Origin of the sequence: Streptomyces sp. NPDC048196, assembly GCF_040652715.1 — a bacterium.
Classification (GTDB): Bacteria; Actinomycetota; Actinomycetes; order Streptomycetales; family Streptomycetaceae; genus Streptomyces; species Streptomyces siderophoricus.
Window position 1 is genome coordinate 1 of record NZ_JBEZMM010000070.1, and the last position, 25,610, is coordinate 25,610.

Sequence of the window (25,610 nt, forward strand, 5' to 3'; positions counted from 1 at the left end):
GCCGGTGTTTGGGACTGCTGTCGCTTTACGTCCCAAACACCGGCCCCTCCGGCCCGTCCCCTCCCGCTGGGGGATGGGAAGAAGGTGGGTGGGGGTGGGCGTTGGGGATGCAAGGGGTTCTGGGAACCCGTAGGGGATGGTCGAACAGATCCCGTAAGGGTCGTGAGGGCCCCCTGCGGGGCCACAACTGGACGTGCCGGGCGAGGTATTCCCACTGACCGGCGACACCAGGTGCATCCTCCACGACGCGCGCCCCCACACACCCGCACACTCCCCAACGGGAGGGGACGGGCCGGAGGGGCCTTGTTCGTGGACGTAAAGCGACAGCAGTCCACGAACAAGGCCCCTCCGGCCAGTCACCGCACCCACAACAACCCCAGCCCGCCGCAGGCGCAACGGCGAGACGACCCGCGGCGGGACGGCAAGGTAGGTGCGGGGCGCCGCAAAGCGCAACGGCGAGAAGTTCCGCGGCGGGACGGCCAGGTACGTGCGGGGCGCCGCAAAGCGCGCAACGGCGAGCAAGCCCCGCGGCGGGACAGACAGCCACGTACGTGGCGCCGCAAAGCGCACCGGCAAGCAACCAGCACGGCGCTGCAGCCGAGTACGTGGGCTACAACTCGCGGAGCGACTCCGCATGCGCGCCCCCGCTCTCCGTCGTGAGTTCCGACAGGCTCTGCGGTGTGCGGATGACCGCGAAGCGGACGCCGTCGGGGGAGGTGGCGTAGCCGTAGACGCCGGGGCGGGGGAGGGAGTTGTACGCGAAGTGCGTGGAGAAGTAGTAGGCGCCGGTGTCGAGCAGGGCGGCGTGGTCGCCGGACTGCAGGAGGGGGAGGGGGCGGTTCTCGGCGACCAGGTCGCCGGCGAAGCAGCAGGGGCCGGCGATGTCCTGGGCGACCGGTGTTCCCGTCTTGGGGCGCCCGTCGGCGTCGTAGGCCGCGACCCGGAGCGGCCAGGCCTCGGGGACGAAGACCGTACGGGTGGCGACCTGGGCGCCGGCATGGGTGACCGCGATCGGGCGGCCGCCCGCCGACTTCGCGTACTCGACGCGGGCGAGGACCGTGCCGTGCTTGGCCAGCAGGGAGCGGCCGAACTCGGTGATCAGGCCGTACCGCCCGGTGAGCAGCCCGGGGACGGCCGAGCGGAGCAGTGCGGCGTACTCGCGGTAGGTGGGGGTGGTGGCGTCGGAGGAGAAGTTGACGGGGAGGCCACCGCCGATGTCCAGGGTGTCGATCTGCTGCCGGCCGGCCCGTTCGTTGATCTCCTCGGCGAGGTCGAACAGGGTGCGTACCCCGGCACCCATCAGCTCCAGCGGCATGCCCTGTGAACCGACGTGGGCGTGCAGCCGGGTCAGCCACGGGCGGTCGAGGCAGGCGCGGACGACCCAGTCGCGGGCGCCCTCGTCGCGCAGCGCGATACCGAACTTCGAGGTGTCGGTGGCGGTGCTCATCGCCCCGATGCGGCCGCCGCCGATCTGCGGATTGACCCGCAGGCCGACGGGCGCGGTGCTCGGCACGGACTCCCTCAGGCGGTCGATCCGGGCGAGTTCCTCGCGGTTGTCGGCGTTGACGGCGATCCCGAGGGCCAGCGCCTCCCGCAGCTCGGCGGGGGTCTTGGCCGGTGAGTCCAGGACCGTGCGGTCGGCCGGTACCCCGGCGGCCCGGGCCAGGGCCAGTTCGCCGGGGCTGGCCACCTCGCAGCCGAGCCCCTCCTGCGCCAGCAGCCTCAGTACCGGCACCAGTGAGGCCGCCTTGACGGCGAAGGCGTGCAGCACCGGTGTGCCGGGGGTGGCGAACTCCTCGAAGGCGGCGTGGAGTTCGGCCGCGGATCGTCGGACGCCGGCGATGTCCAGCAGCCCCGCCACCGGCTCCTCGGGCCCCACCAGCCCCTGCGCGACGGCTGCCTGTACGGCACGGTCTCGGTCCGTGTTCGTCATGGGGCCACTCCATCATCGCCCGGGGGCCCCGCGCCATCGCTTACCGGGCGGGGCGGCCGTGGTGGGTGTGAGGGGCCCGGCCGGCGCCGTCCCGGGGGTGGACGGGCGCCGGCCGGGCCGGGGCGGACCGGGCGAGCCCGGTCAGGCTGCGGGGGCCGTTCCGAGGTTGGCCTTGCGGTGGCGTTCGCCGAGGCGGGAGCCGGACTCGCGGCGGGCGGCGCGGCGCAGCAGGGGTATGGCGAGCAGGAAGCCGATCACGGCCCAGGTGGCCAGGATCAGGGCGACCGTCGGCAGCTCCCAGGAGCCGGCCGGCTCCGCGGCCCGGGCGGCGTCGGGGAGCAGTGCCGAGCGCACGCCCTGGGCCATCCACTTCAGCGGGAAGACGGAGGCGATCTTCTGGACGATCGTGGGCAGCGAGGTGAGCGGGAACATCGCCCCGGACGTCACCAGCAGGCCCATGGCCGGCAGCATGATCAGCGCCAGTGCCTCGCGCGGGTTGGGCAGGACGGCGCCGACGGCCGCACCGAGCGGCACCACGGCCAGCAGACCGAGCGCACTGACCCACAGCAGTGTCAGCCAGCCGTCGACGCTGTGCGGCAGCGGGCCGTTCGCCACCAGCGCGCCGGCGCTCAGCAGGACGACCAGGGTGGCCAGTGCCATCGCGACGACCAGCACCGACTTGGCGATGAGGTACGCCGGTATGCCGCCGGGGGTGGTCCGCAGGCGCAGCAGTGTGCCCTCCTCCCGCTCGGTCACCAGGATCTGCGGGAGGTTCACCAGCCCGATCTGGAAGAGCAGATAGGCGGCGAAGCCGCAGAGCGCCAGGTGCGCCATCGGGACATGCGTCCCCGGTACGTCGTCGTGCAGATTGCTCACGACCACCAGCGCGACCACGATGTTGATCAGATGGCTGCCCAGCTCCTTCCGGTTGCGGAACAGGTGCCGTACCTCGATCGCGCCGCGCAGGCAGCCGGCCCGCCAGTAGCGCCGGCGGGCACCGGACCCGCCTCCGCCCGGGCTCCGACCGTCCTCGCCAACTCCCTTGCCCGCCATGCCGTTCGCCCCGTCCGCGTCCGTCGCTTCCGTCACCGTGGTGACCGCTGTCATGTCCGTCCCCCTTGTGGTCTGTGCTGCTGTCCGCCGGGTCCTCAGGCGGCGCGGTTCTGCCTGCCGACGTCACCGTCGAGGGCGTCCGTCCCCGGTCCGGTCGCGTCCTGCGCCACCTCTTCCTGGTGCACCATCCGCAGGTAGGTGTCCTCCAGCGTCGGGCGGCGCACCTCCAGGTCGGCGACCGGGCCGCCGAGCTCGCGGTGGAGCTCCCAGACCAGCCGGGAGGGGTCCGCGGTGTGCTCCCGCCGGGCCGTGCCGTCCGGCGCCGTCCAGCGGACCTCGGCCTGGGCGGCGGCACTGCGGGCCAGCTCCGCCGGGGTGCCGTGGGCCCGGATCCGGCCGTTGACCAGCATCGCTATCCGGTCGGCCAGTCGCTCGGCCTCCACCAGGTCGTGCGTGGTGAGCAGGACCGTGACGCCCTCGTCGCGGGCCAGTCGCTCGATCAGCTCGTGGAAGTCGCGGCGGGCTTCCGGGTCGAAGCCGGTGGTCGGTTCGTCCAGGAAGACCAGCTCGGGGCGGCCCACCAGGGCGAGCGCCACGTCCAGGCGGCGGCGCTGCCCGCCGGAGAGCTGGTCCACCTGTTTGCCGGACTGTCCGGTGAGGCCGACCAGGGCCAGCAGTTCAGCGGGGTCGCGCGGTGCCTCGTGGTAGGTGGCGAAGTGCGTCAGCAACTCGGCCACCCGCCAGCGGCGGTGGTCCCGCCAGGACTGCAGCACCAGGCCGATCCGGCCGCGCCAGGCGTCGCCGCCGCGGGCCGGGTCCGTGCCCAGCACCCGGACCGTCCCGGCGGAACGCTGCCGGAAGCCCTCCAGGATCTCGACGGTGGTGCTCTTCCCGGCGCCGTTGGGACCGAGCAGCGCGAAGACCTCGCCGCGCCGGACGTCCAGGTCGACGCCGTGCAGCACATCGGTGCTGCCGTAGGACATCCGCAGGCCGCTCACGTGGATGACCGGCGGTGCGGCGTCGGCGGTCGGGGGCACGGGTGCGCCCTCGGTGATCGTCATCGGTGTGCCTCCGCGTGCTGTTGCTGAGTGGTCGGGTCCGAGGTCCGGCCCGGCTCGGGGGGAGGGGCCGCGGGGGCGGCGGTGGGGCCGGCGCCCTCGACGATCGCCCGGAGCGCGGCCACATGCCCCTCGAAGGCGGTGCGGCCACGGCTCGTCAGCCGTACCTTGGTGCGGCGTTTGCGTCCGCCGCCCTCCTTGTGGATCTCCAGGTATCCGGCCTCCTCCAGGGTGTGCAGCTGCTTGGACAGCGCTGAGTCGCTGAGCGAGAGGCTGTCCCGGATGAAGGAGAAGTCGGCCCATTCCGTCGCGGCGAGCAGGGCGACGACCGACAGCCGGGTGGAGGGGTGGATCAGTTCGTCGAAGCCCGATGGAGTGCTCATCGGCGCGCCTCCTCGGGGGTTCTCTCTGTGGGGTCGCTCAGGGCCCGGCCGCGCAGCGGGCTGACCGCCCAGCGGTTGGCCGGGCCGACGAAGAGCACGAAGGCGCCGGCGGAGAGCGTGGCCTGGATCAGGCTGCCGTAGGGCAGCGTCAGCCAGTCGGTCAGGCGCCCGGTGAGGATGATCGTGCCGCCGCCGACGACCGCGCCCGCGAAGAGGGTGACGACGCTGCGCCAGCCGTACCGCGACCGGTGCAGTCGCATCCGGCTGCGGCGGCTGTAGACGACGGCCAGCGTGACCAGGACGGTGACATAGGCGCCGAGGAGCACGAAGGAGCCCCATTTCGGCAGGTCGAGTCCCCAGCTGGCGACGAAGAGCCACATCAGGGCCCCCGTGACGTACGTGCTCCGCCGGTCGTCCTGTGCGCAGCGCTCGACCTCGTCGTACACCCGCTCCTGGGGCACCCGGATGCGCTGGAGATCCTGCCAGGCCCGCTCGGCGTCCACCGGTGTGGTCATGTCCTTCGCCTCCCCGTTGGCGTTTCAGACGGGCGGGGCCCGTGCCGGCACCCCACCTCAACTTTCCTACTGGGAAAGCTAACACCGACTTTCCGGCCGGGCAAGTCGAACGGGCGGGCTGTGGAAAACCTTCACCGCATCCTGTTGACTAGCACTATTCATCGCCCCCAAGATGTGAATAGCTCAATCCATTCGATGTTCAGGGAGGCACGGCCCATGTCGGGACCGCGACCCGTGCGGGCACCGCGCGGTACGGAGCTGAGTGCTCGGGGATGGCAGCAGGAAGCCGCGCTGCGCATGCTGCAGAACAACCTCGATCCGGAGGTGGCCGAACACCCGGACCAGCTCGTCGTCTACGGCGGCACCGGCAAGGCCGCCCGTGACTGGCGCTCCTTCGACGCGATGGTGCGCACCCTCACCACGCTCAAGCAGGACGAGACGATGCTCGTCCAGTCCGGCAGGCCGGTCGGCGTGATGCAGACCCACGAGTGGGCGCCGCGGGTGCTCATCGCCAACTCCAACCTCGTCGGCGACTGGGCCAACTGGGAGGAGTTCCGCCGCCTGGAGGCCCTCGGCCTGACCATGTACGGCCAGATGACCGCCGGTTCGTGGATCTACATCGGCACCCAGGGCATCCTCCAGGGCACCTACGAGACGTTCGCCGCCGTCGCGGCGAAGAAGTTCGGCGGCACCCTCGCCGGGACGATCACCCTCACCGCCGGCCTCGGCGGCATGGGCGGCGCCCAGCCGCTCGCCGTCACCATGAACGACGGCGTCGCCCTCTGCATCGACTGCGACCCGCGCGCCATCGAGCGCCGGATCGAGCACCGCTACCTGGACGTTCAGGCGGACAGCCTCCAGCACGCCCTCCAGCTCGCCGTCGAGGCCCGCGACCAGCGCAAACCGCTCTCCATCGGCCTGCTCGGCAACGCCGCCGAACTGCTGCCGCAGATGCTCGCCGAAGGCGCGCCGATCGACATCGTCACCGACCAGACCAGCGCCCACGACCCGCTGGCCTACCTCCCGGTCGGCATCGACTTCGCCGACATGGCCGACCACGCCGCCAAGGACCCGGCCGGCTTCACCACCCGCGCCCGCGAGTCGATGGCCAAGCACGTCGAGGCCATGGTCGGCTTCATGGACGCCGGCGCCGAGGTCTTCGACTACGGCAACTCCATCCGCGGCGAGGCCCAACTCGCCGGCTACGGGCGCGCCTTCGCCTTCCCCGGCTTCGTTCCCGCCTACATCCGGCCGCTGTTCGCCGAGGGCAAGGGGCCGTTCCGCTGGGCCGCGCTGTCCGGTGACGCCCAGGACATCGCCGCCACCGACAAGGCGATCCTCGACCTCTTCCCGGAGAACGAGTCGCTCGCCCGGTGGATCAAGCTGGCCGGCGAGCGGGTCCACTTCCAGGGCCTGCCCGCCCGGATCTGCTGGCTCGGCTACGGCGAACGCGACAAGGCCGGCGAGCGGTTCAACGAGATGGTCGCCGACGGCACCCTGCGCGCCCCGCTGGCCATCGGCCGCGACCACCTCGACTGCGGCTCCGTCGCCTCCCCCTACCGCGAGACCGAGGCCATGAAGGACGGCTCGGACGCGATCGCCGACTGGCCGCTGCTCAACGCCATGGTCAACGTCGCCTCCGGCGCCTCCTGGGTCTCGCTCCACCACGGCGGCGGCGTCGGCATGGGCCGCTCCATCCACGCCGGGCAGGTCACCGTCGCCGACGGCACCCCGCTGGCCGGCGAGAAGATCCGCCGGGTCCTCACCAACGACCCCGGCATGGGCGTCATCCGCCACGTCGACGCCGGCTACGAGCGCGCCGACGAGGTGGCCGCCGAGCGCGGCGTCCGCATCCCCATGCGCGAGGGCGAGGGCGCGTGACCGCCTCGTTCCACGAGATGTGGCAGGAGTTGCGGCCGCTCGGCCGCAACTCCGCCACCGGGGGATACCGCCGCTACGCCTGGACCGGCGCGGACGCCGACTGCCGCGCGTGGTTCAAGGCGCAGGCCGAGGCCCGCGGACTCGCCTACGAACTCGACCGCAACGGCAACCAGTGGGCCTGGCTCGGCGCCACCGGCCACCAGGACGTGGCCCCCGGCGAGGCCGTCGTCACCGGCTCCCACCTGGACTCCGTGCCGGACGGCGGCGCCTTCGACGGCCCCCTCGGCGTCGTCTCCTCCTTCGCCGCACTCGACGAACTCCGCCGCAGGGGAGCCGACCCCGCCAAGCCGCTGGCGATCGTCAACTTCGGCGACGAGGAAGGCGCCCGCTTCGGCCTGGCCTGCGTCGGCTCCCGGCTCACCGCCGGCGCCCTGACCCCCGAGGCCGCACACGAACTCCGCGACGCCGACGGCATCTCCCTGCCGCAGGCCATGGAGCGCGCCGGATACGACCCCGACGCCATCGGCCCGGACCCCGAACGGCTCGCCGCGATCGGCGCGTTCGTCGAACTCCACGTCGAGCAGGGCCGCGCCCTGGACCTGTCCGGCGACCCGGTCGGCGTCGCCTCCGCCATCTGGCCGCACGGCCGCTGGCGGTTCGACTTCCACGGCGAGGCCAACCACGCCGGCACCACGCGCCTGGAAGACCGGCGCGACCCGATGCTCAGCTACGCCGCGACCGTCCTCGCCGCCCGGGAACAGGCCCGGCTGGCCGGCGCCCTGGCCACCTTCGGGAAGATCAGCGTGGAGCCGAACGGCGTCAACGCCATCCCCTCGCTCGTCCGCGGCTGGCTGGACTCCCGCGCCGCCGACCAGGACACCCTGGACACCGTGGTGCACGGCATCGAGCAGGCCGCCGCCGAACGCGCCGCCCGCGACGGGGTCGACCTGAGTGTCGTCCGCGAATCCTTCACCCCGGTCGTGGAGTTCGAGCACGCCCTGCGGGACGAACTGAGCACCATCCTGGGCAAGACGGCGGAGCGCCCGGTGCCCGTCCTCGGCACCGGCGCGGGCCATGACGCCGGTATTTTGTCCGGAACCGTCCCCACCGCCATGCTGTTCGTGCGCAACCCGACCGGTGTGTCCCACTCACCCGCCGAAGCGGCGGACGAGGACGACTGCACCGCCGGGGTCCTCGCACTCGCCGACGTACTGGAGGGGCTGGCGTGCCGCTGACCACGCAGGCAACACCGACGACGTACTGGCTCGAACACGCCTGGCTCGGCAGCCACGTCGAGCCGGGCGTGACCCTGGAGACCGCGGACGGGCGGATCACGGCCCTCCGCACCGGGGACGCCACCCCGCCGCCCGGCGCCACCGTCCTGCGCGGCCTGACGCTGCCCGGCCTGGCCAACGCCCACAGCCACGCCTTCCACCGCGCGCTGCGCGGCACCGTCCAGGTCGGCAGCGGCACCTTCTGGACCTGGCGCGAGATCATGTACTCCGTCGCCGACCGGCTCACCCCGGACAGCTACTTCGCCCTCGCCCGCGCCGTCTACGCCGAGATGGCGCTCGCCGGCATCACCTGCGTCGGCGAATTCCACTACCTCCACCACGCACCCGGCGGCACCCGCTACGACGACCCCAACGCGATGGGCGAGGCGCTGATCGCGGCCGCCGCGGACGCCGGCATCCGCATCACCCTGCTCGACACCGCCTACCTCTCGTCCGGCTTCGGCGCCCCGCCCGACCGGCACCAGCTGCGCTTCTCCGACGGCACCGCGGACCGCTGGGCGCAGCGCGCCGACGCGCTCAAGGCGGACCGTGAGCACGTCCGCATCGGCGCCGCCATCCACTCCGTACGCGCCGTGCCCGCCGGCCAGCTCGGCACCGTCGCGGACTGGGCCCGCGAACGGCAGGCCCCCCTGCACGTCCACCTCTCCGAGCAGACCGCCGAGAACGACGCCTGCCGCGACGCGCACGGCCGCACCCCCACCCAACTGCTCGCCGACCACGGCGCGCTGGGCCGGCGCACCACGGCCGTGCACGCCACCCACCTCACCGACCAGGACATCGCGCTGCTCGGCGGCTCCACCACCGGCGTGTGCATGTGCCCCACCACCGAGCGCGACCTCGCCGACGGCATCGGCCCGGCCGCCCGGGTCCAGAGCGCCGGCAGCCCGCTGTCCCTCGGCAGCGACAGCCACGCCGTCATCGACCTGCTCGAAGAGGCCCGCGCCATGGAGCTCGACGAGCGACTGCGCACCCGCACCCGCGGGCACTGGACCGCGGCCGCCCTGCTGCGCGCCGCCACCACCGACGGCCATGCCGCCCTCGGCTGGGACGACGCCGGCACCCTGGAGACCGGCGCGCTCGCCGACCTCACCACGATCGCACTGGACTCCGTACGCACCGCCGGACCACTGCCCCGGCTGGCCGCCGAAACGGCAGTATTCGCCGCCTCCGCGGCGGACGTGCGACACACCATCGTCGGCGGGCGGCAGATCGTCCGGGACGGTGTGCACACTCTTGTCCCCGACGTGCCCGCAGCCCTCGCCGAGTCCATCGCCGCCGTACGCGGCTGAAGGAGAACACCCCCGCGATGACGACGACCTCCGCGCCGACCACCGCCATCACCCACATCGCCCAGCTCGTCACCAACGACCCCTCCCTCGGTGAAGGCCCCCTCGGTCTGATCCAGGACGCCGCGGTCGTCATCGACGGCGACCGCATCGCCTGGGTCGGTCCCTCCAGCAAAGCACCCGCCACCGACAACGCCGTCGACGCCGCCGGCCGGGCCGGCATCCCCGGCTTCGTCGACTCCCACTCCCACCTCGTCTTCGCCGGCGACCGCACCGAGGAGTTCAACTCCCGGATGTCCGGGCGGCCTTACTCCGCCGGCGGCATCCGCACCACCGTCGCCGCCACCCGCGCCGCCACCGACGCCGAACTGGAGGCCAACCTCACCCGCCACCTCGCCGAGGCCCTCCGCCAGGGCACCACGACGTTCGAGACCAAGTCCGGCTACGGCCTGACCGTCGAGGACGAGGCCCGGGCACTGCGGATCGCCGCCGCGCACACCGACGAGGTCACCTTCCTCGGCGCCCACATCGTCTCCCCCGACTACGCCGACGACCCGGCCGGCTACGTCGACCTGGTCACCGGCCCGATGCTGGACGCCTGCGCCCCGCACGCCCGCTGGATCGACGTCTTCTGCGAGAAGGGCGCCTTCGACGGCGACCAGGCCCGCGCGATCCTCACCGCCGGCAAGGCCCGCGGCCTCGCCCCGCGGGTGCACGCCAACCAGCTCGGCCACGGCCCCGGCGTGCAGATCGCGGTCGAGCTCGGCGCCGCCTCCGCCGACCACTGCACCCACCTCGGCCCCGCGGACATCGACGCCCTCGCGCAGTCCGACACCGTCGCCACGCTGCTGCCCGGCGCCGAGTTCTCCACCCGCGCCCGGTGGCCCGACGCCCGTCCGCTGCTCGATGCCGGTGCCACCGTCGCGCTGTCCACCGACTGCAACCCCGGCTCGTCCTTCACCAGTTCCATGCCGTTCTGCATCGCCCTGGCCGTCCGCGACATGGGCATGACGCCCGACGAGGCGGTCTGGTCGGCCACCGCGGGCGGCGCCCGCGCGCTGCGCCGCACCGACGTCGGCCGCATCACCCCCGGCGCCCGCGCCGACCTGGCCCTCCTGGACGCCCCCAGCCATGTCCACCTCGCCTACCGCCCGGGCGTCCCGCTCGTCTCGGCCGTGTGGCACAGGGGAGTTCTGGTCTGACGCCTACGGTCCCCGAAGGCCGTCGGAAAGCGGAGGAGGGCCCGTCCCGGGATACCGGGGCGGGCCCTCCTCCGCGCGGGCGGTGCCGGCCTTCGAGGACCGGCGGGAGCGACCGCGGTCCTCACTCCTCGACCATCAGCCCCTTGCGGAGCCGGCCGAGCGTGCGGGAGAGCAGCCGGGAGACGTGCATCTGGGAGATGCCCAGCTCCTCGCCGATCTCGGACTGCGTCATGTTCGCCACGAAGCGCAGCGACAGGATCTTCCGGTCGCGCGGCGGGAGTTCGGCGATCAGCGGCTTCAACGACTCGACGTACTCGATGCCTTCGAGCCCGTGGTCCTCGTAGCCGATCCGGTCCGCCAGCGCGCCTTCGCTGTCGTCCTCCTCGGGCTGGGCGTCCAGCGAGCTCGCGGTGTACGCGTTGCTCGCGGCCATCCCTTCGACGACCTCGTCCCTGGTGAGGCCGAGGCGTTCGGCGAGTTCGTGCACCGTGGGGGCGCGGTCCAGCTTCTGCGCGAGTTCGTCGCCCGCCTTCGCGAGGTCCAGCCGCAGTTCCTGCAGACGCCTCGGAACGCGCACCGACCAGCTGGTGTCACGGAAGAAGCGCTTGATCTCGCCGACGATGGTCGGCATCGCGAACGTCGGGAACTCCACGCCGCGGCTCAGTTCGAAGCGGTCTATCGCCTTGATCAGGCCGATCGTGCCGACCTGGACGATGTCCTCCATCGGCTCGCTGCGGGAGCGGAAGCGGGAGGCCGCGAACTTCACCAGGGCGAGGTTGAGCTCGACCAGGGTGTTGCGGACGTAAGCGAATTCGTGGGTGCCTTCCTCGAGCGATTCGAGCCGCTCGAAGAGGGTCTTGGACAGAGCCCTCGCGTCCACCGGACCCACCTCGTCGAACGGCGGGATCTCGGGCAGATCGTCGATCTCGGAAAAAACCGCCGGATCGGATTCGACAGCGATCGGCTGGGAAGGGATGTGCCCGGTCGGGTCGGACAGGGGTGTCGACGATGCGGACTGCCGGGTGTCGTCGGTACGCAGTTCGTCGAGCCGGGGTGACATGGTCTCCTCCATCGTTCTCGGCATATGGCTGCCGATGCCTCTTCGTGAAGCCTTCGGTGTGCGGCGCCTCCAAAGCCGGCCGTTGCGAATGTGTTCTTCTACGCCTACCTGTCTTTGCCGGAAGATGGCAAGTAAGCGTTGTCCGTATATTGGGCAATATGCGGATTGTTCGGCTACCGGCGCGCGTCAGGAAGGCGTAGGGTTCGACGAGCGCAGTCGCTGGCAATCCAGTCGTCTAGACAGCAAAAGGGGTGCGCTTCGCATGGACCGCGGGACGGTCGGCAGTGCAAGCCGTGGCCGGCTTCACGTCGAGATCCGCCATCACGGCGCAAGCGCCGTCGTGACGGTCACAGGTGAGCTCGATCACCACACCGCGGATCTGTTGCGGGAATCACTCGAAGGCTGCGTGGACGACGGCTACGCACGCCTGGTGGTCGACTGCTCACAGCTCGAATTCATGGACTCCACCGGCCTCAACGTACTGCTCGGCGCGCGCCTGAAGGCGGAGGCCGAGGGGGGCGGGGTCCACCTGGCCGGCATGCAACCGGTGGTTGCCCGGGTATTCGAGATCACCGGCGCTGAGGCAGTCTTCACGGTGCACGATTCCGTCGATGCGGCCCTGGCCGAGTGACCTGACGACGGTGTCCGGAACGATCAGTTCCGGGCGCGTAGTCCGTGTCACAACTTCCGTACCCAAGAAGTGGGTGTTCTCACGGTCCGGTCGGGCAGGAGACATCTGAATCCGTTGCAAGCAGTCCGCTATCTGTTCTCCGTGAATAGGCGAATCGGTGAGGTGAAGCGCTGATGAGCACCACCCGGCCGTACCCGCCGGGCGATCTCGGCCCGGAGCCGGGCGGCGCCGGTGCTTCCGCCGCCGTTCCGTCCGCCGCCATGCCGGCGGGCCAGATCCGCCGGCTGCGCCTGGCGGGCACCCGGGGCGCCGTGGCACGTGGCCGTGATTTCGCCCGGCAGGCCCTGCACGACTGGGGCTGGCTGCCGGCCGCCAGTGCCGACCAGCGGGCCGCCGCCGAGGACGTGCTGCTCGTCGTCTCGGAGCTGGTCACCAACGCTTGTCTGCACGCCGAGGGGCCCGAGGAGCTGCGGCTGCGGTGCACCTCCAAGATGCTGCGGCTGGAGGTCACCGACCTCGGCGCGGGCTCGCCGGCGCCGCGCAGCCCGCACCGCCCCGGCCGCCCCGGCGGCCACGGCATGTTCATCGTGCAGCGGCTCTGCCTGGACTGGGGCGTGGTGCGCAACCCCGACGGCACGGGCAAGACCGTCTGGGCGGAGCTCGCCGCACCGGCCTGACCGAGACGGCGGCGAAAGAGGAGCGCGGGTCCGCGGACCCGCGCTTTTGCCGTTCCCGGGCGCGTGCGCGCCACCGCCGGGCGGCCGGATGTGCCCGCCGCTGCGGCCCCGGACCGATCGGGGCTGCGCTGTGCCTTCCCTCGGCAAGGTCCCCGGCGTACCTTGAGCGGCCAATCTGATGTGCCGTCAGGAACGCTCGGCGGTGCGCACACCGGGAGAAGGGGAACGGACAGTGGCCCGCTTCTACGCACAGCACGGCCGGCGACCGCGCCGGGCGGCCGGCCTCGCCGCCGCCGTGGCGATGACGGCGGGGTCCGCGGTGCTGCTCACCGCGCCGGCCGCCCACGCCGACGTCGTCGACGTCAACTACCAGTGCAAAACGCCGATCGGGAACAAGGGCGCGGTCTCGCCGATCGACATCAAGGGCACCGCCGGCGGCGGTGCGTACAAGCTGGTGATGTCCTTCCAAAAGGGCGTCTCCTCCAGCCCCGTCGAGCTGGGCAAGGGCGCCATGAAGCCGAGCGCGCTGATCAAGCTGGGCGGCGCGGAGAGCGGTACGGTCGCGGTCGCCGGGCCGCCCAACGACCGGGCGATTCCGGCCAACACCCCCATCAAGATCAGTGACTTGAGCGGGACGTACACCCCGAAGGCGAGCGGCAAGGTCACCTTCACGGCTTCCACCCTCACCATCAAGGCGCTCGGCACCACGACCACCTGCACCCCCAGCAACCACCCCAAGCCCTCGCTCACCCTCGACGTGAAGGGCTCCGGCGGCAGCAGTGACGGCGGCAGCGCGGCCGGCGGGGGTACGGGCGGCTCCTCCGGCGGAAGCGGACAACTGCCGCAGACCGGACCGGCGGACTCCGCGGTGGCACTGGGCACCCTGGGCGGCACGGTACTGCTGGCCGGTGCGGCCGGAGTGCTCTGGCTGACCCGCCGTCACCAGCGCGGCTGACCGCATCCGGACCGCAGCCTCCGCACCACGTGCAGCCCCAGCACCACGAGTACCAGGAGCCGCCGATGCCGTTCCGTCCTCGCCCCGCGGTCAGCGGTGCGGTCCTCGCGGCCGCAGCGGTACTGCTGTGCCCCACCGCGGCCCGGGCCCGCCCCGCCGCGCCGGCCGGGCCGGGCTGGTCCGCCGCGCCCGCCCCCGGCCGCGGCGCCGAACCGAGCGCGCAGGACCGCCCGTACTTCTACCTGGAGGGGGCGCCGGGCACCGTGCTGTCGGACCGGCTGTCCCTCGGCAACCCCACCCGCCGGGCCGTCACCGTACGGCTGCGCGGCACCGGCACCGGCACGGCCGGCGGCGCCGGTTCCTGGCTCCGGTTCGCCGCGGGGCGGGTCACGGTCCCGCCGCGCACCCGGGCGAGCGTCCCGTTCACCGTGACCGTGCCGCGGGACGCCGCCCCGGGCGACCACCCCGGCACGATCACGGCGACCGGCGGACCGGCGCGGCACGGCGGGCCCACGGGCCGGCGCACCGTACCGGTCCACCTACGGGTGGCCGGCCCGGCGCTGTCCGCGCTGACCGCCGAGGACGTGTCGGTGCACCGGCGGGGGAGTGCGGCGGTCATCCGGTACACGCTGGTCAACCGCGGGAACACGGCACTCACCCCACGGCTGGCGGTGCGCGCCGACGGTGTCCTCGGGCCGGTGCTGCGGCGCCCCGCACGCACCCTGCCGCTCACGCTGGAGCCCGGCCGGCGGGCCCGGCTGACGGAGGAGTGGCCCGATCCGCCGGCCCTGGACGCGGTGCGCCTCCGGCTCACGGTGACCGCGGCCGGCGGCGCGCAGGACGCCGTCACGGCCTCGTACACCGCCCTCCCCTGGGGCGTCGCGGCCGGGGCGGCGCTGGTTCCGGTGGCGGGCGCGGCCGGCCTGGTGGCCGTACGGCGGCGACGCCGGCGCCGACGCGCGGACGAGCGGGAGCAGCGGCGGGACGGGGGAGGGGGCAGCGGGGGCAGCGGTGGCAGCAACGGGCGGCCGGTGACGGCGGCTGCCCTTCCCGCGGCCGTCGCCACCGCCCTCGTCGCCGCGCTCCTCCTCGCCGCCGCCCTCGTCCTGCCGGCGGCCGGTACCGCCCGGGCCGCGTCGCCGGACCGGGCCCCCGGGGGCCACCGGACCGTCCAGCTCTCCACGAAGGAGGCCGGCAAGGGCGGCACCCTGACCGTGACCGGGCGGGGCTGGCGGCCCAAGGCCCTGCTCACCCTGCTGATCTGCGGGCAGAACATGATCGGCGGGACCAATTCCTGCGCCAACGGGGACGGCAGGGCGGTCACCACCGACGCACACGGCGCCTTCCGCAGGCGCCTGCCGGTCGCCGAACCGCCCAAGCCCTGCCCCTGCGTGGTGCACGTGGCGACGGTGACGGGGGCGGCGGCCGCCGCGGACGCCGCGTTCACGGTGGCGGGCCATCCGGTGGCGCCGCTGCCGAAGGAGCGCACCGGCGGCCGGCTGGCGGTGCTGGCCCCGCCGCGGCTGGCCGGCAGCAGCGGACTGCTCACCTGGTTCGGCGCCCCGCCGCAGCGCGAACTGACCGTCACGGTCGGCAACCTCGGCTCCGCGCCGGCCCGGAACCCGGTCTTCAAGGTCGGCACCTCGCACGGCGTCTTCGCCCCCCGGTGGGAGGAGCAGCAGTGGCGAGGGACCGTACCGCCCGGCAGGAAGGTCCAGGTCAAGCTGCCGGTCGAGCTGGCGGCCGGCGCACACGGGGACTATCTGGTCTCCCTCGAATACGGCGGCAAGGTGCTGGCCGAGCAGCCGTGGGGCGTCGGCCGGCCCTGGGGCGTGACGCTCTTCTGGGTGCTGCTGTGCGTCGTGGTCCCGACCGCCGTGTTCCGTATCGGCATGGCGCTCGTGGACCGGGTACGCCCGCGCCGCCCGGCGGGTCACGCCCGCCCCCGCATCCGCACCCGTCGTACCACGCCGGCCGGCGACCGTGCCGCGCTGCCGTGGTTCACCCCGGACACCGCACCGTCCACCACCACATCCACGAAACGACCGACGTCGAAAGGTTCTACGTGATGAGGCAACGGAGGAGAGCCGCGGTGGCCTCGGTGGCCGCGCTGGCGCTCGCGGGAGCGGGCATCCTGGCCGCGGCCGGCGCCGCCGAGGCGGCGGAGGTCTCGTACAGAACGGAATGTCTGCCGCCGCCGATATCGGGGCTGCCGCCGATCGAGGGCACCACGAAGGTGGACGTCAGCGCGCCCGCCACGGCCAAGGTCGGGGACGAGATCACGGTGGTCTGGAAGACCGTCGAGGGCGCCTCGAAGAACCCCGACATCCTCGACCTGGGCAAGGACACCGTGCAGCCGACCGGCACGATCAAGGTGGCCGGCGCGCAGACCGGGGACCTGGCGATGCAGGGGCCGCGGCAGAACCCGCCGATCCCCAAGGGCGCCCCGATGAAGCTGTCCGACATGACGGGCAAGCTCAAGCTGACCCGGCCCGGTGAGGTCACGCTGACCCCCGGCTTCTACAACATCAACGTCAACCGGCCGATCTCCACGGACACCAAGTGCTCGCCCAAGGAGGAGGTGAAGCCCGCCGTGACGATCAAGGTCACCGACGGCGGGGGCTCCACCGGCGGAACAACCGGCGGCAGTACGGGCGGCACGACGGGCGGGACCACTTCGGGCACCACCGGGGGCAGCACCGGCGGGAGCACCACCAGCGGCAGCACCGGCGGAAGCACCGGCGGCTCCACGGACGGCGGCACCACCGGCGGTTCGGCCACCGGCGGTTCGACCGGCGGATCCGGCGGTGACCCCGACGGCACCGCGTACAAGGGCAAGGAGATCCAGGTCCCCTACGCCTGCAAGACGCCCATCGGCGACAAGAAGGCGACCTCCCCGGTGCAGATCAACGCCGTGAAGAAGGGCGGCGGTTACGACCTGACGGTGCAGTTCAAGAAGTCCGTGATGAACAGCCCGGCGGACATCCCCAAGGACTCCGTCAAACCGTCGATGGACGTCAAGGTGGGCGGCGCCGACAAGGGAACCGTCAAGGTGACCGGCCCGGCCAACCCCGAGCCCATCAAGTCGGGCGATCCGATCGAGATCCCCGATCTGAAGGGCACCTACACGCCGGGCGCCACCGGCAAGGCCACGCTGAGCCCGGGCGTGCTCACGGTCAACGCCCTGGGCACGACGACGACCTGCACCCCGGAGAAGGACCCCGGCGCCTCGCTCACCCTCGACACCGCGGCCCGGCCGGGCGGCACCTCCGGCGGCACCTCGGGCAGTTCCACGGGCGGGACCACGGCGTCCGGCGGTGGCACGGCGTCCGGCGGCAGCGCGACCGGTTCGGCCGGCGGCTCGGGCAGCAGCGGCGGCGGCGGCGAACTGGCCCACACCGGCGCAGGTGCACGGGGCGCGCTGACCGCGCTCGGCCTGCTGGCCGGCACCGCCGTCCTGCTGGGCGGCGCGGTGTTCACACTCCTGCCGCGGCGCCGGGCACGGCTGCGCTGACCCGGCGGGCCCACCGCACGACGAAGGGGGCGCCGCACCATCGGTGCGACGCCCCCTTCTTCACCGTCCGGGGCCGGCAGGCGTCAGTTGACGCCGCCCATCAGCTCCTTGACCCGCTTGCGGGACGTCCAGATGCCGATGCCGGCGACGACCGCGAGGGCGGCCTCGACGGCGACCGAACTTGAGGTGTTCAGGTCGACGTTCAGCTGCGGGGAGGTCAGCAGGCCCGCCACGGAGTCACCGGCGGTGACCGCGAGGAACCAGACACCCATCATCTGGGAGCTGTACTTGGCGGGCGCCATCTTCGTGGTGACCGACAGGCCGACCGGGGAGAGGCAGAGCTCACCGATGGTCTGGATGAAGTAGATCGCCACCAGCCACATCGGGCTGACCCGGCCGCCGTTGGCCGCGGTGTCCAGCAGCGGGAAGAGGAAGACCGCGAACGAGATGCCGATCAGCGCGAGGCTGGACGCGAACTTGACGGCGGTGCTCGGCTCCTTGCCGCGCTTGTTCAGCCACAGCCAGCCGGACGCGACCACCGGGGCGAGCGCCATGATGAAGATCGGGTTCAGCGACTGGTACCAGGACGTCGGGAAGTGGAAGCCCAGCAGGTCGTTGGTGGTCGAGTGCTCGCCGAAGATCGACAGGGTCGAGCCGTTCTGGTCGTAGATCATCCAGAAGACGGCGGCGACCACGAAGAACCAGATGTAACCGGAGAGCTTGGACTGCTCCAGCTCCGAGAGCTCCTTGTCGCGCTTCATGCGGAACAGCACGGCGACCGGGATGACCAGACCGGCGATGGTGATCGGCATCAGCGCCCAGTCGGCGAAGTTACCGGTCACCCCGAGCAGGGTGTAGAACACGGCCGCGACGATCAGCCAGACCAGGCCCTTGCGCAGCACGGACGACTTCTCCTGCGCCGACGCGGGCTGCGAGACGACATCGCTCTCGGCGCTCAGGTGGCGGGTGCCCAGCAGGAACTGCGCGAGGCCGAGGGCCATGCCGACCGCGGCGAGCGTGAAGCCGAAGTGCCAGTTGACGCTCTCGCCGACGGTGCCGATGGACAGCGGGGCGAGGAAGGCGCCGAGGTTGATGCCGATGTAGAAGAGCGTGAAGCCACCGTCACGGCGCGGGTCCTGCGGACCGTCGTAGAGGTGGCCGACCATCGTGGAGATGTTCGCCTTCAGCAGGCCGGAGCCGAGCGCCACCAGGATGAGGCCGGCGAAGAAGGTCGCCGCGGTGGGCAGGGCGAGCGTGATGTGACCCGCGATGACGACGATGGCGCCGATGGCGACCGTCTTGCGCGGCCCCCAGAAACGGTCGGCCATCCAGCCGCCCGGCATGGCGAGCAGATAGACCATCGCCATGTACACGGAGTAGATCGCCGTGGCCGTCGTGGCCTGCATGTGCATGCCGCCGGGCGCGATCAGGTACAGCGGGAGTAGGGCCTTCATGCCGTAGAAGCTGAAGCGCTCCCACATCTCGGTCATGAAGAGCGTGGCCAGTCCGCGCGGGTGGCCGAAGAAGGTCTTGCCGCCGTTCACAGGGGTTCCCTGCTGGGCAGCGCCCTTCGTCAGGCTGGACGCCATGATGGTTCCTTGCTGCTCGGGACGCGTCCGAAGGCCGTGACGCGGCCGGTGGGGGATGACCGGCACCGGTGTGGGCCCCTCCGCCCCCCACGCCCGGGGGGTTCGGTGCGCACACCCTCATCGAGGCAGCACCGGCAGGACGGTCCACACCGGGATCCACGCCCCCCGTGCTGCTCGCGCGGTGGACCCGGTCGACAGGTCGATCACTGTGTACCGGAGCTGGTCGTGCCAGCCCCGCACACAACAGGGACCGGTGACGTCAGTTGAGCGTCACGGTCCCGATGGTTGTGCGTTGGACGTTGTATTCACCATACGACTCGATCCGCCGCCGTTGGTGCTCGTGAGACAACGCTCACACTGAAGTGGGGAACCACGCGCGCCCCTCCGGGCGACCGCGCGCGCCGCCCCGCGCGGGCGCGCCGCAGGTCACGCTGCAGGAACGGTCCGCCGTCGGCCATCCGTGCTGGTCCGCCCCTCGGGCCGGATACATCGGACTACCATCGGCCCATGACCCGTGTACTGCTCGCCGAGGATGACGCGTCCATCTCGGAGCCGCTCGCCCGCGCCCTGCGCCGCGAGGGTTACGAAGTCGAGGTGCGCGAGGACGGCCCGACGGCACTGGACGCCGGTATCCAGGGCAACATCGACCTCGTCGTCCTGGACCTGGGGCTGCCCGGCATGGACGGCCTGGAGGTCGCCCGCCGGCTGCGCAACGAAGGCCATTCCTTCCCCATCCTGGTCCTGACCGCCCGCGCCGACGAGGTGGACACCGTGGTCGGCCTGGACGCCGGCGCCGACGACTACGTCACCAAGCCCTTCCGGCTCGCCGAACTCCTCGCCCGGGTACGGGCCCTGCTCCGCCGCGGCTCCACCGCCGAGCCCCAGCAGCCGCCGGCCACCCACGGCGTCCGCATCGACGTCGAATCGCACCGCGCCTGGATGGGCGAGGAGGAACTCCAGCTCACGGCGAAGGAGTTCGACCTGCTGCGGGTCCTGGTGCGGGACGCCGGCCGGGTCGTCACCCGCGACCAGCTCATGCGCGAGGTCTGGGACACCACGTGGTGGTCGTCCACGAAGACGCTGGACATGCACATCTCCTGGCTCCGCAAGAAGCTCGGGGACGATGCCGCCAACCCCCGGTACATCGCCACCGTCCGCGGTGTCGGCTTCCGCTTCGAAAAAAGCTGAAAAGAGCCACGAGCCCGTGCGCCGCCGCCTGATCAACTCCACGCTCGCCGTGGTCCTCGTCGTGATCGCCGTCTTCGGCGTCTCCCTCGTCATCGTCGAGACCCGGACGATCCAGGCCGGCGCGCAGGAGAGCGTGGCCTCCGAAGCGGTCCGGCTGGTCGGGATAGTGGAGAGCCGGCTCGGCGGCGGCGAGAAGATCACCCCCGATGTGCTCTCCGAGCAGATCACCGCCAAGCGGCACGCCGAGATCAAGGTGCCCGGCAAACCGCCGATCGAGATCGGGCAGCGCCCCGCCGGCGACGTCATCCAGTCGACCGTGCGCGGCGACCGCGGCGAATCCGTCACGGTCCAGGAGTCCCGGTCCACGATCAGCGCGGAGATCGGCCGGACGCTGCTGGTCATCCTGGCCGTCGCGCTGCTGGCGATCCTCGCGGCCGTCGTGCTGGCCGTCCGCCAGGCCCGCCGGCTGACCGCACCGCTGACCGACCTCGCCGAGACCGCCGAGCGGCTCGGCTCCGGCGACCCCCGCCCGCGCCACCGCCGTTACGGCGTGCAGGAGCTGGACCGGGTCGCCGACGTCCTCGACGCCAGCGCCGAGCGCATCGCGCGGATGCTGACCGCCGAGCGGCGGCTGGCCGCGGACGCCTCGCACCAGCTGCGGACGCCGCTGACCGCGCTGTCGATGCGGCTGGAGGAGATCACCCTCACCGACGACCCGGACACCGTGAAGGAAGAGGCCACCATCGCGCTGGCCCAGGTGGAGCGGCTGACCGACGTCGTGCAGCGGCTGCTGACCAACTCCCGCGACCCGCGCAGCGGCTCCGCGGTCGCCTTCGACCTGGACGAGGTCGTCAAGCAGCAGATCGAGGAGTGGCGGCCGGCCTACCGCAGCGCCGGGCGGGCCATCGTCCGCTCCGGGAAGAAGGGCCTGCGGGCCGTCGGCACACCGGGCGCGGTCGCGCAGGTGCTGGCCACCCTGATCGAGAACTCGCTGATGCACGGCGACGGCACGGTCGCGCTGCGTACCCGCGTCACCGGCAACCAGGCCGTCGTCGAGGTCACCGACGCCGGACCCGGGGTGCCGACGGACCTCGGCTCGCGGGTCTTCGAACGGACCGTCTCCGGCCGCAATTCGACGGGGCTGGGGCTGGCCGTCGCCCGGGACCTGGCGGAGGCGGACGGCGGGCGGCTGGAACTGCTGCAGCAGCATCCGCCGGTCTTCGCACTGTTCCTGGCCCGGGAGGCCGAGCCCGTCGAGGAGTGAGGCCGGCCGGCGCTGCGGGCGTCGCCGGCGGGCTACTTGCGGGAGGCGGGCCGCCGCGCGTGCGGGCTGCGGTGCGGCTCGTCCGCGCCGTCGGCGAGGAAGGACTCGGCCGTCTCTATCGCCTCGCGGGCCGGCAGCGTGCGGAAGACCCAGGTGCGGTACGACCAGAAGCGGAAGAGCGTGGCGAGCCCGATGCCGAGGAACTTGAAGAAGTTGTTCTGCAGCGGGGTGTCCCAGTGGAAGCCGTACGTCGCGATGTAGAGCAGGCCGTTCTCGATCACCAGGCCGACCGCGCTGAACAGCAGGAAGAGCGTCAGCTCCTTCGTGCGGCCCTGCTTGTCGCGGTCGCGGTAGGTGAAGTACCGGTAACCGATGTAGTTGGTGCCGGTCGCCACGACCGTGGCGATGATGCTCGCCCGCACCACGGGCACCTCGGTCAGATGCCGTACGAGGTTGAAGACCGCGAAGTTGACCACGACGCCCGCGCCCCCGACGGCACCGAACTTCACCACTTCGCGGGTGAGCGCCTCCAGCCTCGACCGCAGTGCGCCGCGTTCACTCATGGTGCTCGTTCAGCTCCCCGTCGTGGGCGGTGTGCGCGGCCGTCAACCTTGGTCCGCACCCTCATGCTAACCACGCCCGCCCCAAGCGTTCCCGTCGACCGCTCAGCCGACCGTGACGCGGAAGTTGAGGGTGCGGGCCCCCGGTTCGTCGGCCGCCCCCGCCGAGCAGCGCCGACAGCGCACCAGACGCAGCTCCGTACGCCCCGGCCGGACCGCCTCGAAGTCGAGGCGGCGGACCGGCCCCGAGCCGCCGCGGGCCTGGTGGGCGCCGGTGGGCCGCAGGACGGCCGGGTCGGGCCGGGGCGAGGCGACGACCCAGCGGAAGCCGCCGGCGGGTCCGCCGGCGACCTCCACGCTGAAGCGGTCGCCGGCGGACACCGCGATCTCGGTGTCGTCCGGGCCGTAGACCTTCGGCGCGGACAGTTGGCTGAAAACGGAGTGCAGGGCGATCAGCAGCGCGGCGATCGCGATGACGACCACCAGCGTCCTGGCGCCCCTGGATATGTCGCTGTTCTCCATCCGGCCTCCCCTTCGCCGGGCCCGGGCCGGGCACCGGGCTTCTCCCCGTACCGGCTGCCCCGGCCCGGGGCCAACGGCCGGTGGTGATCCGCCACCGGCGATCTTCGAACGTGCGAACTCAGAGGATCATCCAAGGCCGGGTCAGGCGGAACGACGGCTTACGGATACCCTGGGGGGCGTGACGTTCCCGGTAGTCGGCATGGTCGGCGGCGGTCAGCTCGCCCGTATGACCCACGAGGCGGGTATCCCCCTCGGCATCAAGTTCAAGCTCCTCAGTGACACCCCGCAGGATTCGGCGGCCCAGGTGGTCAGCGAAGTCGTCATCGGCGACTACCGCGATCTCGACACCCTGCGCGCCTTCGCCCGCGGCTGCGACGTGATCACCTTCGACCACGAGCACGTGCCCACCGAGCATTTGCGGGCCCTGGAGGCCGACGGCATCGCCGTCCGCCCCGGTCCCGACGCGCTGGTGCACGCCCAGGACAAGGGCGTGATGCGGGCGAAGCTCGACGCGATCGGCGCGCCCTGCCCGCGCCACCGCATCGTCTCGGACCCCGAGGACGTGGTGCGGTTCGCGGCGGAGGGCGACGGGTTTCCCGTGGTCCTCAAGACCGTCCGCGGGGGCTATGACGGCAAGGGCGTCTGGGTCGTGCGATCCTCCAAGGAGGCCGCCGAGCCGTTCCGTGCCGGGGTGCCCGTCCTTGCCGAGGAAAAGGTCGATTTCGCCCGCGAACTCGCGGCCAACATCGTCCGCTCCCCGCACGGCCAGGCCGTCGCCTACCCGGTCGTGGAGTCCATCCAGGTCGACGGCGTCTGCGACACCGTGATCGCCCCGGCGCCCGACCTCGACCCCGAACTGGCCGGCCAGGCACAGGAACTCGCCCTGCGCATCGGCAAGGAACTGGGCGTCGTCGGCCACCTGGCCGTCGAGCTCTTCGAGACCGCCGACGGCCGGATCCTCGTCAACGAGCTCGCCATGCGCCCGCACAACTCCGGCCACTGGACCCAGGACGGCGCGATCACCTCGCAGTTCGCCAACCACGTCCGTGCCGTACTCGACCTCCCGCTCGGCGACCCGCGCCCGCGCGCCCGCTGGACGGTGATGGCCAACGTCCTCGGCGGCGACTACCCCGACATGTACTACGCGTACCTGCATTGCATGGCACGGGACCCGCAGCTGAAGATCCATATGTACGGCAAGGACGTGAAGCCCGGCCGTAAGGTCGGACACGTCAACACCTACGGCGACGACCTGGCGGATGTGCGCGAGCGCGCCGCGCACGCCGCCGGCTACCTGCGAGGAACGATCACCGAATGACTTCTCCCGCGTCCCCCCTCGTCGGCATCGTCATGGGCTCCGACTCCGACTGGCCCGTCATGGAGGCCGCCGCCCAGGCCCTCGCCGAGTTCGAGGTGCCCCACGAGGTCGACGTCGTCTCGGCCCACCGGATGCCCCGCGAAATGATCACGTACGGCGAGGACGCGGCCGACCGCGGCCTGAAGGTGATCATCGCCGGCGCGGGCGGCGCGGCCCACCTCCCCGGGATGCTCGCCTCGGTCACCCCCCTGCCCGTCATCGGCGTCCCGGTCCCCCTCAAGTACCTCGACGGGATGGACTCCCTCCTCTCCATCGTGCAGATGCCCGCCGGCGTCCCGGTCGCCACCGTCTCCGTCGGCGGAGCCCGCAACGCCGGACTGCTCGCCGCCCGGATGCTCGCCGCGCACGACCCCGAACTCCAGGCCCGCATGCGGGAGTTCCAGCAGGAGCTCAACGAACAGGCCACCGAGAAGGGCCGCCGGCTGCGCAACAAGGTCGCCACCCCCAACGGCTTCGGCTTCGGGGGCGCCAAGTGAGCACCTCCCGGGACGCCGCCCGGGACCTGCTCACCCGATGGCCCGTCGTCGACGGCCACAACGACCTGCCCTGGGCGCTGCGCGAGCAGGTCCGCTACGACCTCGACCGGCGCGACATCGCCACCGACCAGTCCGCCACCCTGCACACCGACCTGCCGCGGTTGCGGGCCGGCGGCGTCGGCGCGCAGTTCTGGTCGGTCTACGTACGCGCCGACTACGCCGGCGACACCGCGGTCAGCGCCACCCTCGAACAGATCGACGCGGTACGGCAGTTGGTCGCCCGCTACCCCGACGCGCTGCGCCTGGCGCACACCGCCGACGACATCGAGGCGGCCCGCGCCGAGGGCCGGATCGCGTCCCTGATGGGCGCCGAGGGCGGCCACTCCATCAACAACTCGCTCGCCACCCTGCGCACCCTGCACCAACTGGGCGTGCGCTATATGACCCTCACCCACAACGACACCATCGACTGGGCGGACTCGGCGACCGACGAGCCGCGCCACAACGGCCTGTCCGCCTTCGGCGAAGAGGTCGTCCGGGAGATGAACCGCTGCGGGATGCTGGTCGACCTCTCGCACGTCTCCGCCGACACCATGCGCGACGCCCTGCGGGTCAGCACCGCGCCGGTGATCTTCTCGCACTCCTCCGCGCGGGCCGTCTGCGACCACCCGCGCAACGTCCCCGACGACGTGCTGGCCCAGCTGCCCGCCAACGGCGGCATCGCGATGGCCACCTTCGTGCCGAAGTTCGTGCTGCCCGAGGCGGTGGAGTGGACCCGGCGGGCCGACGAGAACATGCGCGCCCACGGCCTGCACCACCTCGACACCACCGAGGAGGGCATGGCCGTCCACCGGGCCTTCGAGACCGCCCACCCGCGGCCGAGGGCCACCGCCGCGACCGTCGCCGACCACCTCGACCACATGCGCGAGGTCGCCGGCGTCGACCACATCGGCATCGGCGGCGACTTCGACGGCACCGCCTTCACCCCCGACGACCTGGCGGACGTCGCCGGCTACCCGAACCTGATCGCCGAACTGCTGGACCGCAACTGGTCCGAGGCCGACCTGGCCAAGCTGACCTGGCAGAACGCGGTCCGCACGCTGCGCGCGGCGGAGGACGTGGCGCGCGCCGAGCGGCAGCGGCGCGGCCCGTCCCACGCGACGATCGGGCAACTGGACGGCTGACCGCGG

At 72.4% G+C, this 25,610-nt stretch carries 23 protein-coding genes; 14 read left to right on the forward strand and 9 right to left on the reverse strand.

The window, feature by feature from the left end; genetic code table 11:
* Window positions 1-610: 610 nt before the first annotated feature.
* The 5 genes from AB0E02_RS35825 to AB0E02_RS35845 form a co-directional block, all read right to left on the reverse strand.
* Window positions 611-1,933: a diaminopimelate decarboxylase gene (locus tag AB0E02_RS35825; protein ID WP_362147794.1), complete on the reverse strand. Its 1,323-nt coding sequence runs from the start codon at window positions 1,931-1,933 to the stop codon at window positions 611-613.
* A gap of 141 nt (window positions 1,934-2,074) precedes the next feature.
* Complete coding sequence (locus AB0E02_RS35830) at window positions 2,075-3,040, reverse strand: ABC transporter permease (RefSeq protein WP_362147796.1); 966 nt, start codon at window positions 3,038-3,040, stop codon at window positions 2,075-2,077.
* A gap of 41 nt (window positions 3,041-3,081) precedes the next feature.
* Complete coding sequence (locus AB0E02_RS35835) at window positions 3,082-3,969, reverse strand: ABC transporter ATP-binding protein (protein ID WP_362147856.1); 888 nt, start codon at window positions 3,967-3,969, stop codon at window positions 3,082-3,084.
* Window positions 3,970-4,043: 74 nt separating this feature from the next.
* Complete coding sequence (locus AB0E02_RS35840; RefSeq protein ID WP_362147799.1) at window positions 4,044-4,427, reverse strand: transcriptional regulator; 384 nt, start codon at window positions 4,425-4,427, stop codon at window positions 4,044-4,046.
* Window positions 4,424-4,942, reverse strand: coding sequence for a hypothetical protein (locus AB0E02_RS35845; protein ID WP_362147802.1), 519 nt, complete (start codon window positions 4,940-4,942; stop codon window positions 4,424-4,426). Before AB0E02_RS35845 ends, AB0E02_RS35840 begins: the two co-directional genes overlap by 4 nt.
* Window positions 4,943-5,158: 216 nt before the next feature.
* On the opposite strand from AB0E02_RS35845, the gene hutU reads away from it, so the two are divergent.
* Genes hutU through hutI form a run of 4 tightly spaced genes read left to right on the forward strand, consistent with a single transcriptional unit; the run spans window position 5,159 to window position 10,606 of the window.
* Window positions 5,159-6,823: a urocanate hydratase gene (gene hutU, locus AB0E02_RS35850; protein ID WP_362147804.1), complete on the forward strand. Its 1,665-nt coding sequence runs from the start codon at window positions 5,159-5,161 to the stop codon at window positions 6,821-6,823.
* A 17-nt stretch (window positions 6,824-6,840) separates the two neighbouring features.
* Window positions 6,841-8,058 (forward strand): allantoate amidohydrolase, encoded by a 1,218-nt coding sequence (locus AB0E02_RS35855; RefSeq protein ID WP_362147859.1) that lies wholly within the window; start codon window positions 6,841-6,843, stop codon window positions 8,056-8,058.
* Entirely contained in the window at window positions 8,049-9,407 is a 1,359-nt protein-coding gene (locus tag AB0E02_RS35860) for a formimidoylglutamate deiminase (RefSeq protein ID WP_362147807.1), read from the forward strand. The genes AB0E02_RS35855 and AB0E02_RS35860 overlap by 10 nt, the downstream gene beginning before the upstream one ends.
* 17 nt (window positions 9,408-9,424) lie before the next feature.
* Window positions 9,425-10,606, forward strand: a complete 1,182-nt coding sequence (hutI, locus tag AB0E02_RS35865) for an imidazolonepropionase (protein ID WP_362147810.1) — start codon at window positions 9,425-9,427, stop codon at window positions 10,604-10,606.
* A 121-nt stretch (window positions 10,607-10,727) separates the two neighbouring features.
* Here hutI and AB0E02_RS35870 read toward each other — a convergent pair whose 3' ends face one another.
* Complete coding sequence (locus tag AB0E02_RS35870) at window positions 10,728-11,666, reverse strand: RNA polymerase sigma factor SigF (protein ID WP_362147862.1); 939 nt, start codon at window positions 11,664-11,666, stop codon at window positions 10,728-10,730.
* A gap of 262 nt (window positions 11,667-11,928) precedes the next feature.
* On the opposite strand from AB0E02_RS35870, the gene AB0E02_RS35875 reads away from it, so the two are divergent.
* The 5 genes from AB0E02_RS35875 to AB0E02_RS35895 all read left to right on the forward strand — a co-directional run bounded on the left by AB0E02_RS35875 (window position 11,929) and on the right by AB0E02_RS35895 (window position 17,443).
* Complete coding sequence (locus AB0E02_RS35875; RefSeq protein ID WP_030416081.1) at window positions 11,929-12,297, forward strand: STAS domain-containing protein; 369 nt, start codon at window positions 11,929-11,931, stop codon at window positions 12,295-12,297.
* A gap of 173 nt (window positions 12,298-12,470) precedes the next feature.
* Entirely contained in the window at window positions 12,471-12,974 is a 504-nt protein-coding gene (locus tag AB0E02_RS35880; protein ID WP_362147813.1) for an ATP-binding protein, read from the forward strand.
* 232 nt (window positions 12,975-13,206) lie between these two features.
* The gene (locus AB0E02_RS35885) at window positions 13,207-13,929 is read left to right on the forward strand and encodes an LPXTG cell wall anchor domain-containing protein (protein WP_362147816.1); all 723 of its coding nucleotides are present in this window, start codon (window positions 13,207-13,209) and stop codon (window positions 13,927-13,929) included.
* Between the two features lie 1,106 nt (window positions 13,930-15,035).
* Window positions 15,036-15,998, forward strand: a complete 963-nt coding sequence (locus AB0E02_RS35890; RefSeq protein ID WP_362147865.1) for a hypothetical protein — start codon at window positions 15,036-15,038, stop codon at window positions 15,996-15,998.
* Complete coding sequence (locus tag AB0E02_RS35895) at window positions 15,998-17,443, forward strand: hypothetical protein (protein WP_362147819.1); 1,446 nt, start codon at window positions 15,998-16,000, stop codon at window positions 17,441-17,443. The genes AB0E02_RS35890 and AB0E02_RS35895 overlap by 1 nt, the downstream gene beginning before the upstream one ends.
* A gap of 83 nt (window positions 17,444-17,526) precedes the next feature.
* On the opposite strand, the gene AB0E02_RS35900 is transcribed toward AB0E02_RS35895, so the two are convergent.
* The gene (locus AB0E02_RS35900; RefSeq protein WP_362147822.1) at window positions 17,527-19,032 is read right to left on the reverse strand and encodes an oligopeptide:H+ symporter; all 1,506 of its coding nucleotides are present in this window, start codon (window positions 19,030-19,032) and stop codon (window positions 17,527-17,529) included.
* A 507-nt stretch (window positions 19,033-19,539) separates the two neighbouring features.
* On the opposite strand from AB0E02_RS35900, the gene AB0E02_RS35905 reads away from it, so the two are divergent.
* Window positions 19,540-20,220: a response regulator transcription factor gene (locus tag AB0E02_RS35905; protein WP_030416075.1), complete on the forward strand. Its 681-nt coding sequence runs from the start codon at window positions 19,540-19,542 to the stop codon at window positions 20,218-20,220.
* A 16-nt stretch (window positions 20,221-20,236) separates the two neighbouring features.
* Window positions 20,237-21,484 (forward strand): ATP-binding protein, encoded by a 1,248-nt coding sequence (locus AB0E02_RS35910; protein ID WP_362147826.1) that lies wholly within the window; start codon window positions 20,237-20,239, stop codon window positions 21,482-21,484.
* Between the two features lie 32 nt (window positions 21,485-21,516).
* On the opposite strand, the gene AB0E02_RS35915 is transcribed toward AB0E02_RS35910, so the two are convergent.
* The gene (locus AB0E02_RS35915) at window positions 21,517-22,047 is read right to left on the reverse strand and encodes a GtrA family protein (protein WP_362147829.1); all 531 of its coding nucleotides are present in this window, start codon (window positions 22,045-22,047) and stop codon (window positions 21,517-21,519) included.
* A 102-nt stretch (window positions 22,048-22,149) separates the two neighbouring features.
* Window positions 22,150-22,566, reverse strand: coding sequence for a protease inhibitor I42 family protein (locus AB0E02_RS35920; protein WP_362147832.1), 417 nt, complete (start codon window positions 22,564-22,566; stop codon window positions 22,150-22,152).
* A 178-nt stretch (window positions 22,567-22,744) separates the two neighbouring features.
* Here AB0E02_RS35920 and AB0E02_RS35925 point away from each other — a divergent pair, with 178 nt between their 5' ends.
* Genes AB0E02_RS35925 through AB0E02_RS35935 form a run of 3 tightly spaced genes read left to right on the forward strand, consistent with a single transcriptional unit; the run spans window position 22,745 to window position 25,604 of the window.
* Window positions 22,745-23,884 carry a 5-(carboxyamino)imidazole ribonucleotide synthase gene (locus AB0E02_RS35925; protein WP_362147835.1) on the forward strand — a complete coding sequence of 380 codons (1,140 nt, stop codon included), beginning with the start codon at window positions 22,745-22,747 and terminating at the stop codon, window positions 23,882-23,884.
* The gene (gene purE / locus AB0E02_RS35930; protein WP_362147838.1) at window positions 23,881-24,420 is read left to right on the forward strand and encodes a 5-(carboxyamino)imidazole ribonucleotide mutase; all 540 of its coding nucleotides are present in this window, start codon (window positions 23,881-23,883) and stop codon (window positions 24,418-24,420) included. The genes AB0E02_RS35925 and purE overlap by 4 nt, the downstream gene beginning before the upstream one ends.
* Window positions 24,417-25,604, forward strand: coding sequence for a dipeptidase (locus AB0E02_RS35935; RefSeq protein ID WP_362147841.1), 1,188 nt, complete (start codon window positions 24,417-24,419; stop codon window positions 25,602-25,604). The genes purE and AB0E02_RS35935 overlap by 4 nt, the downstream gene beginning before the upstream one ends.
* Window positions 25,605-25,610: the final 6 nt, after the last annotated feature.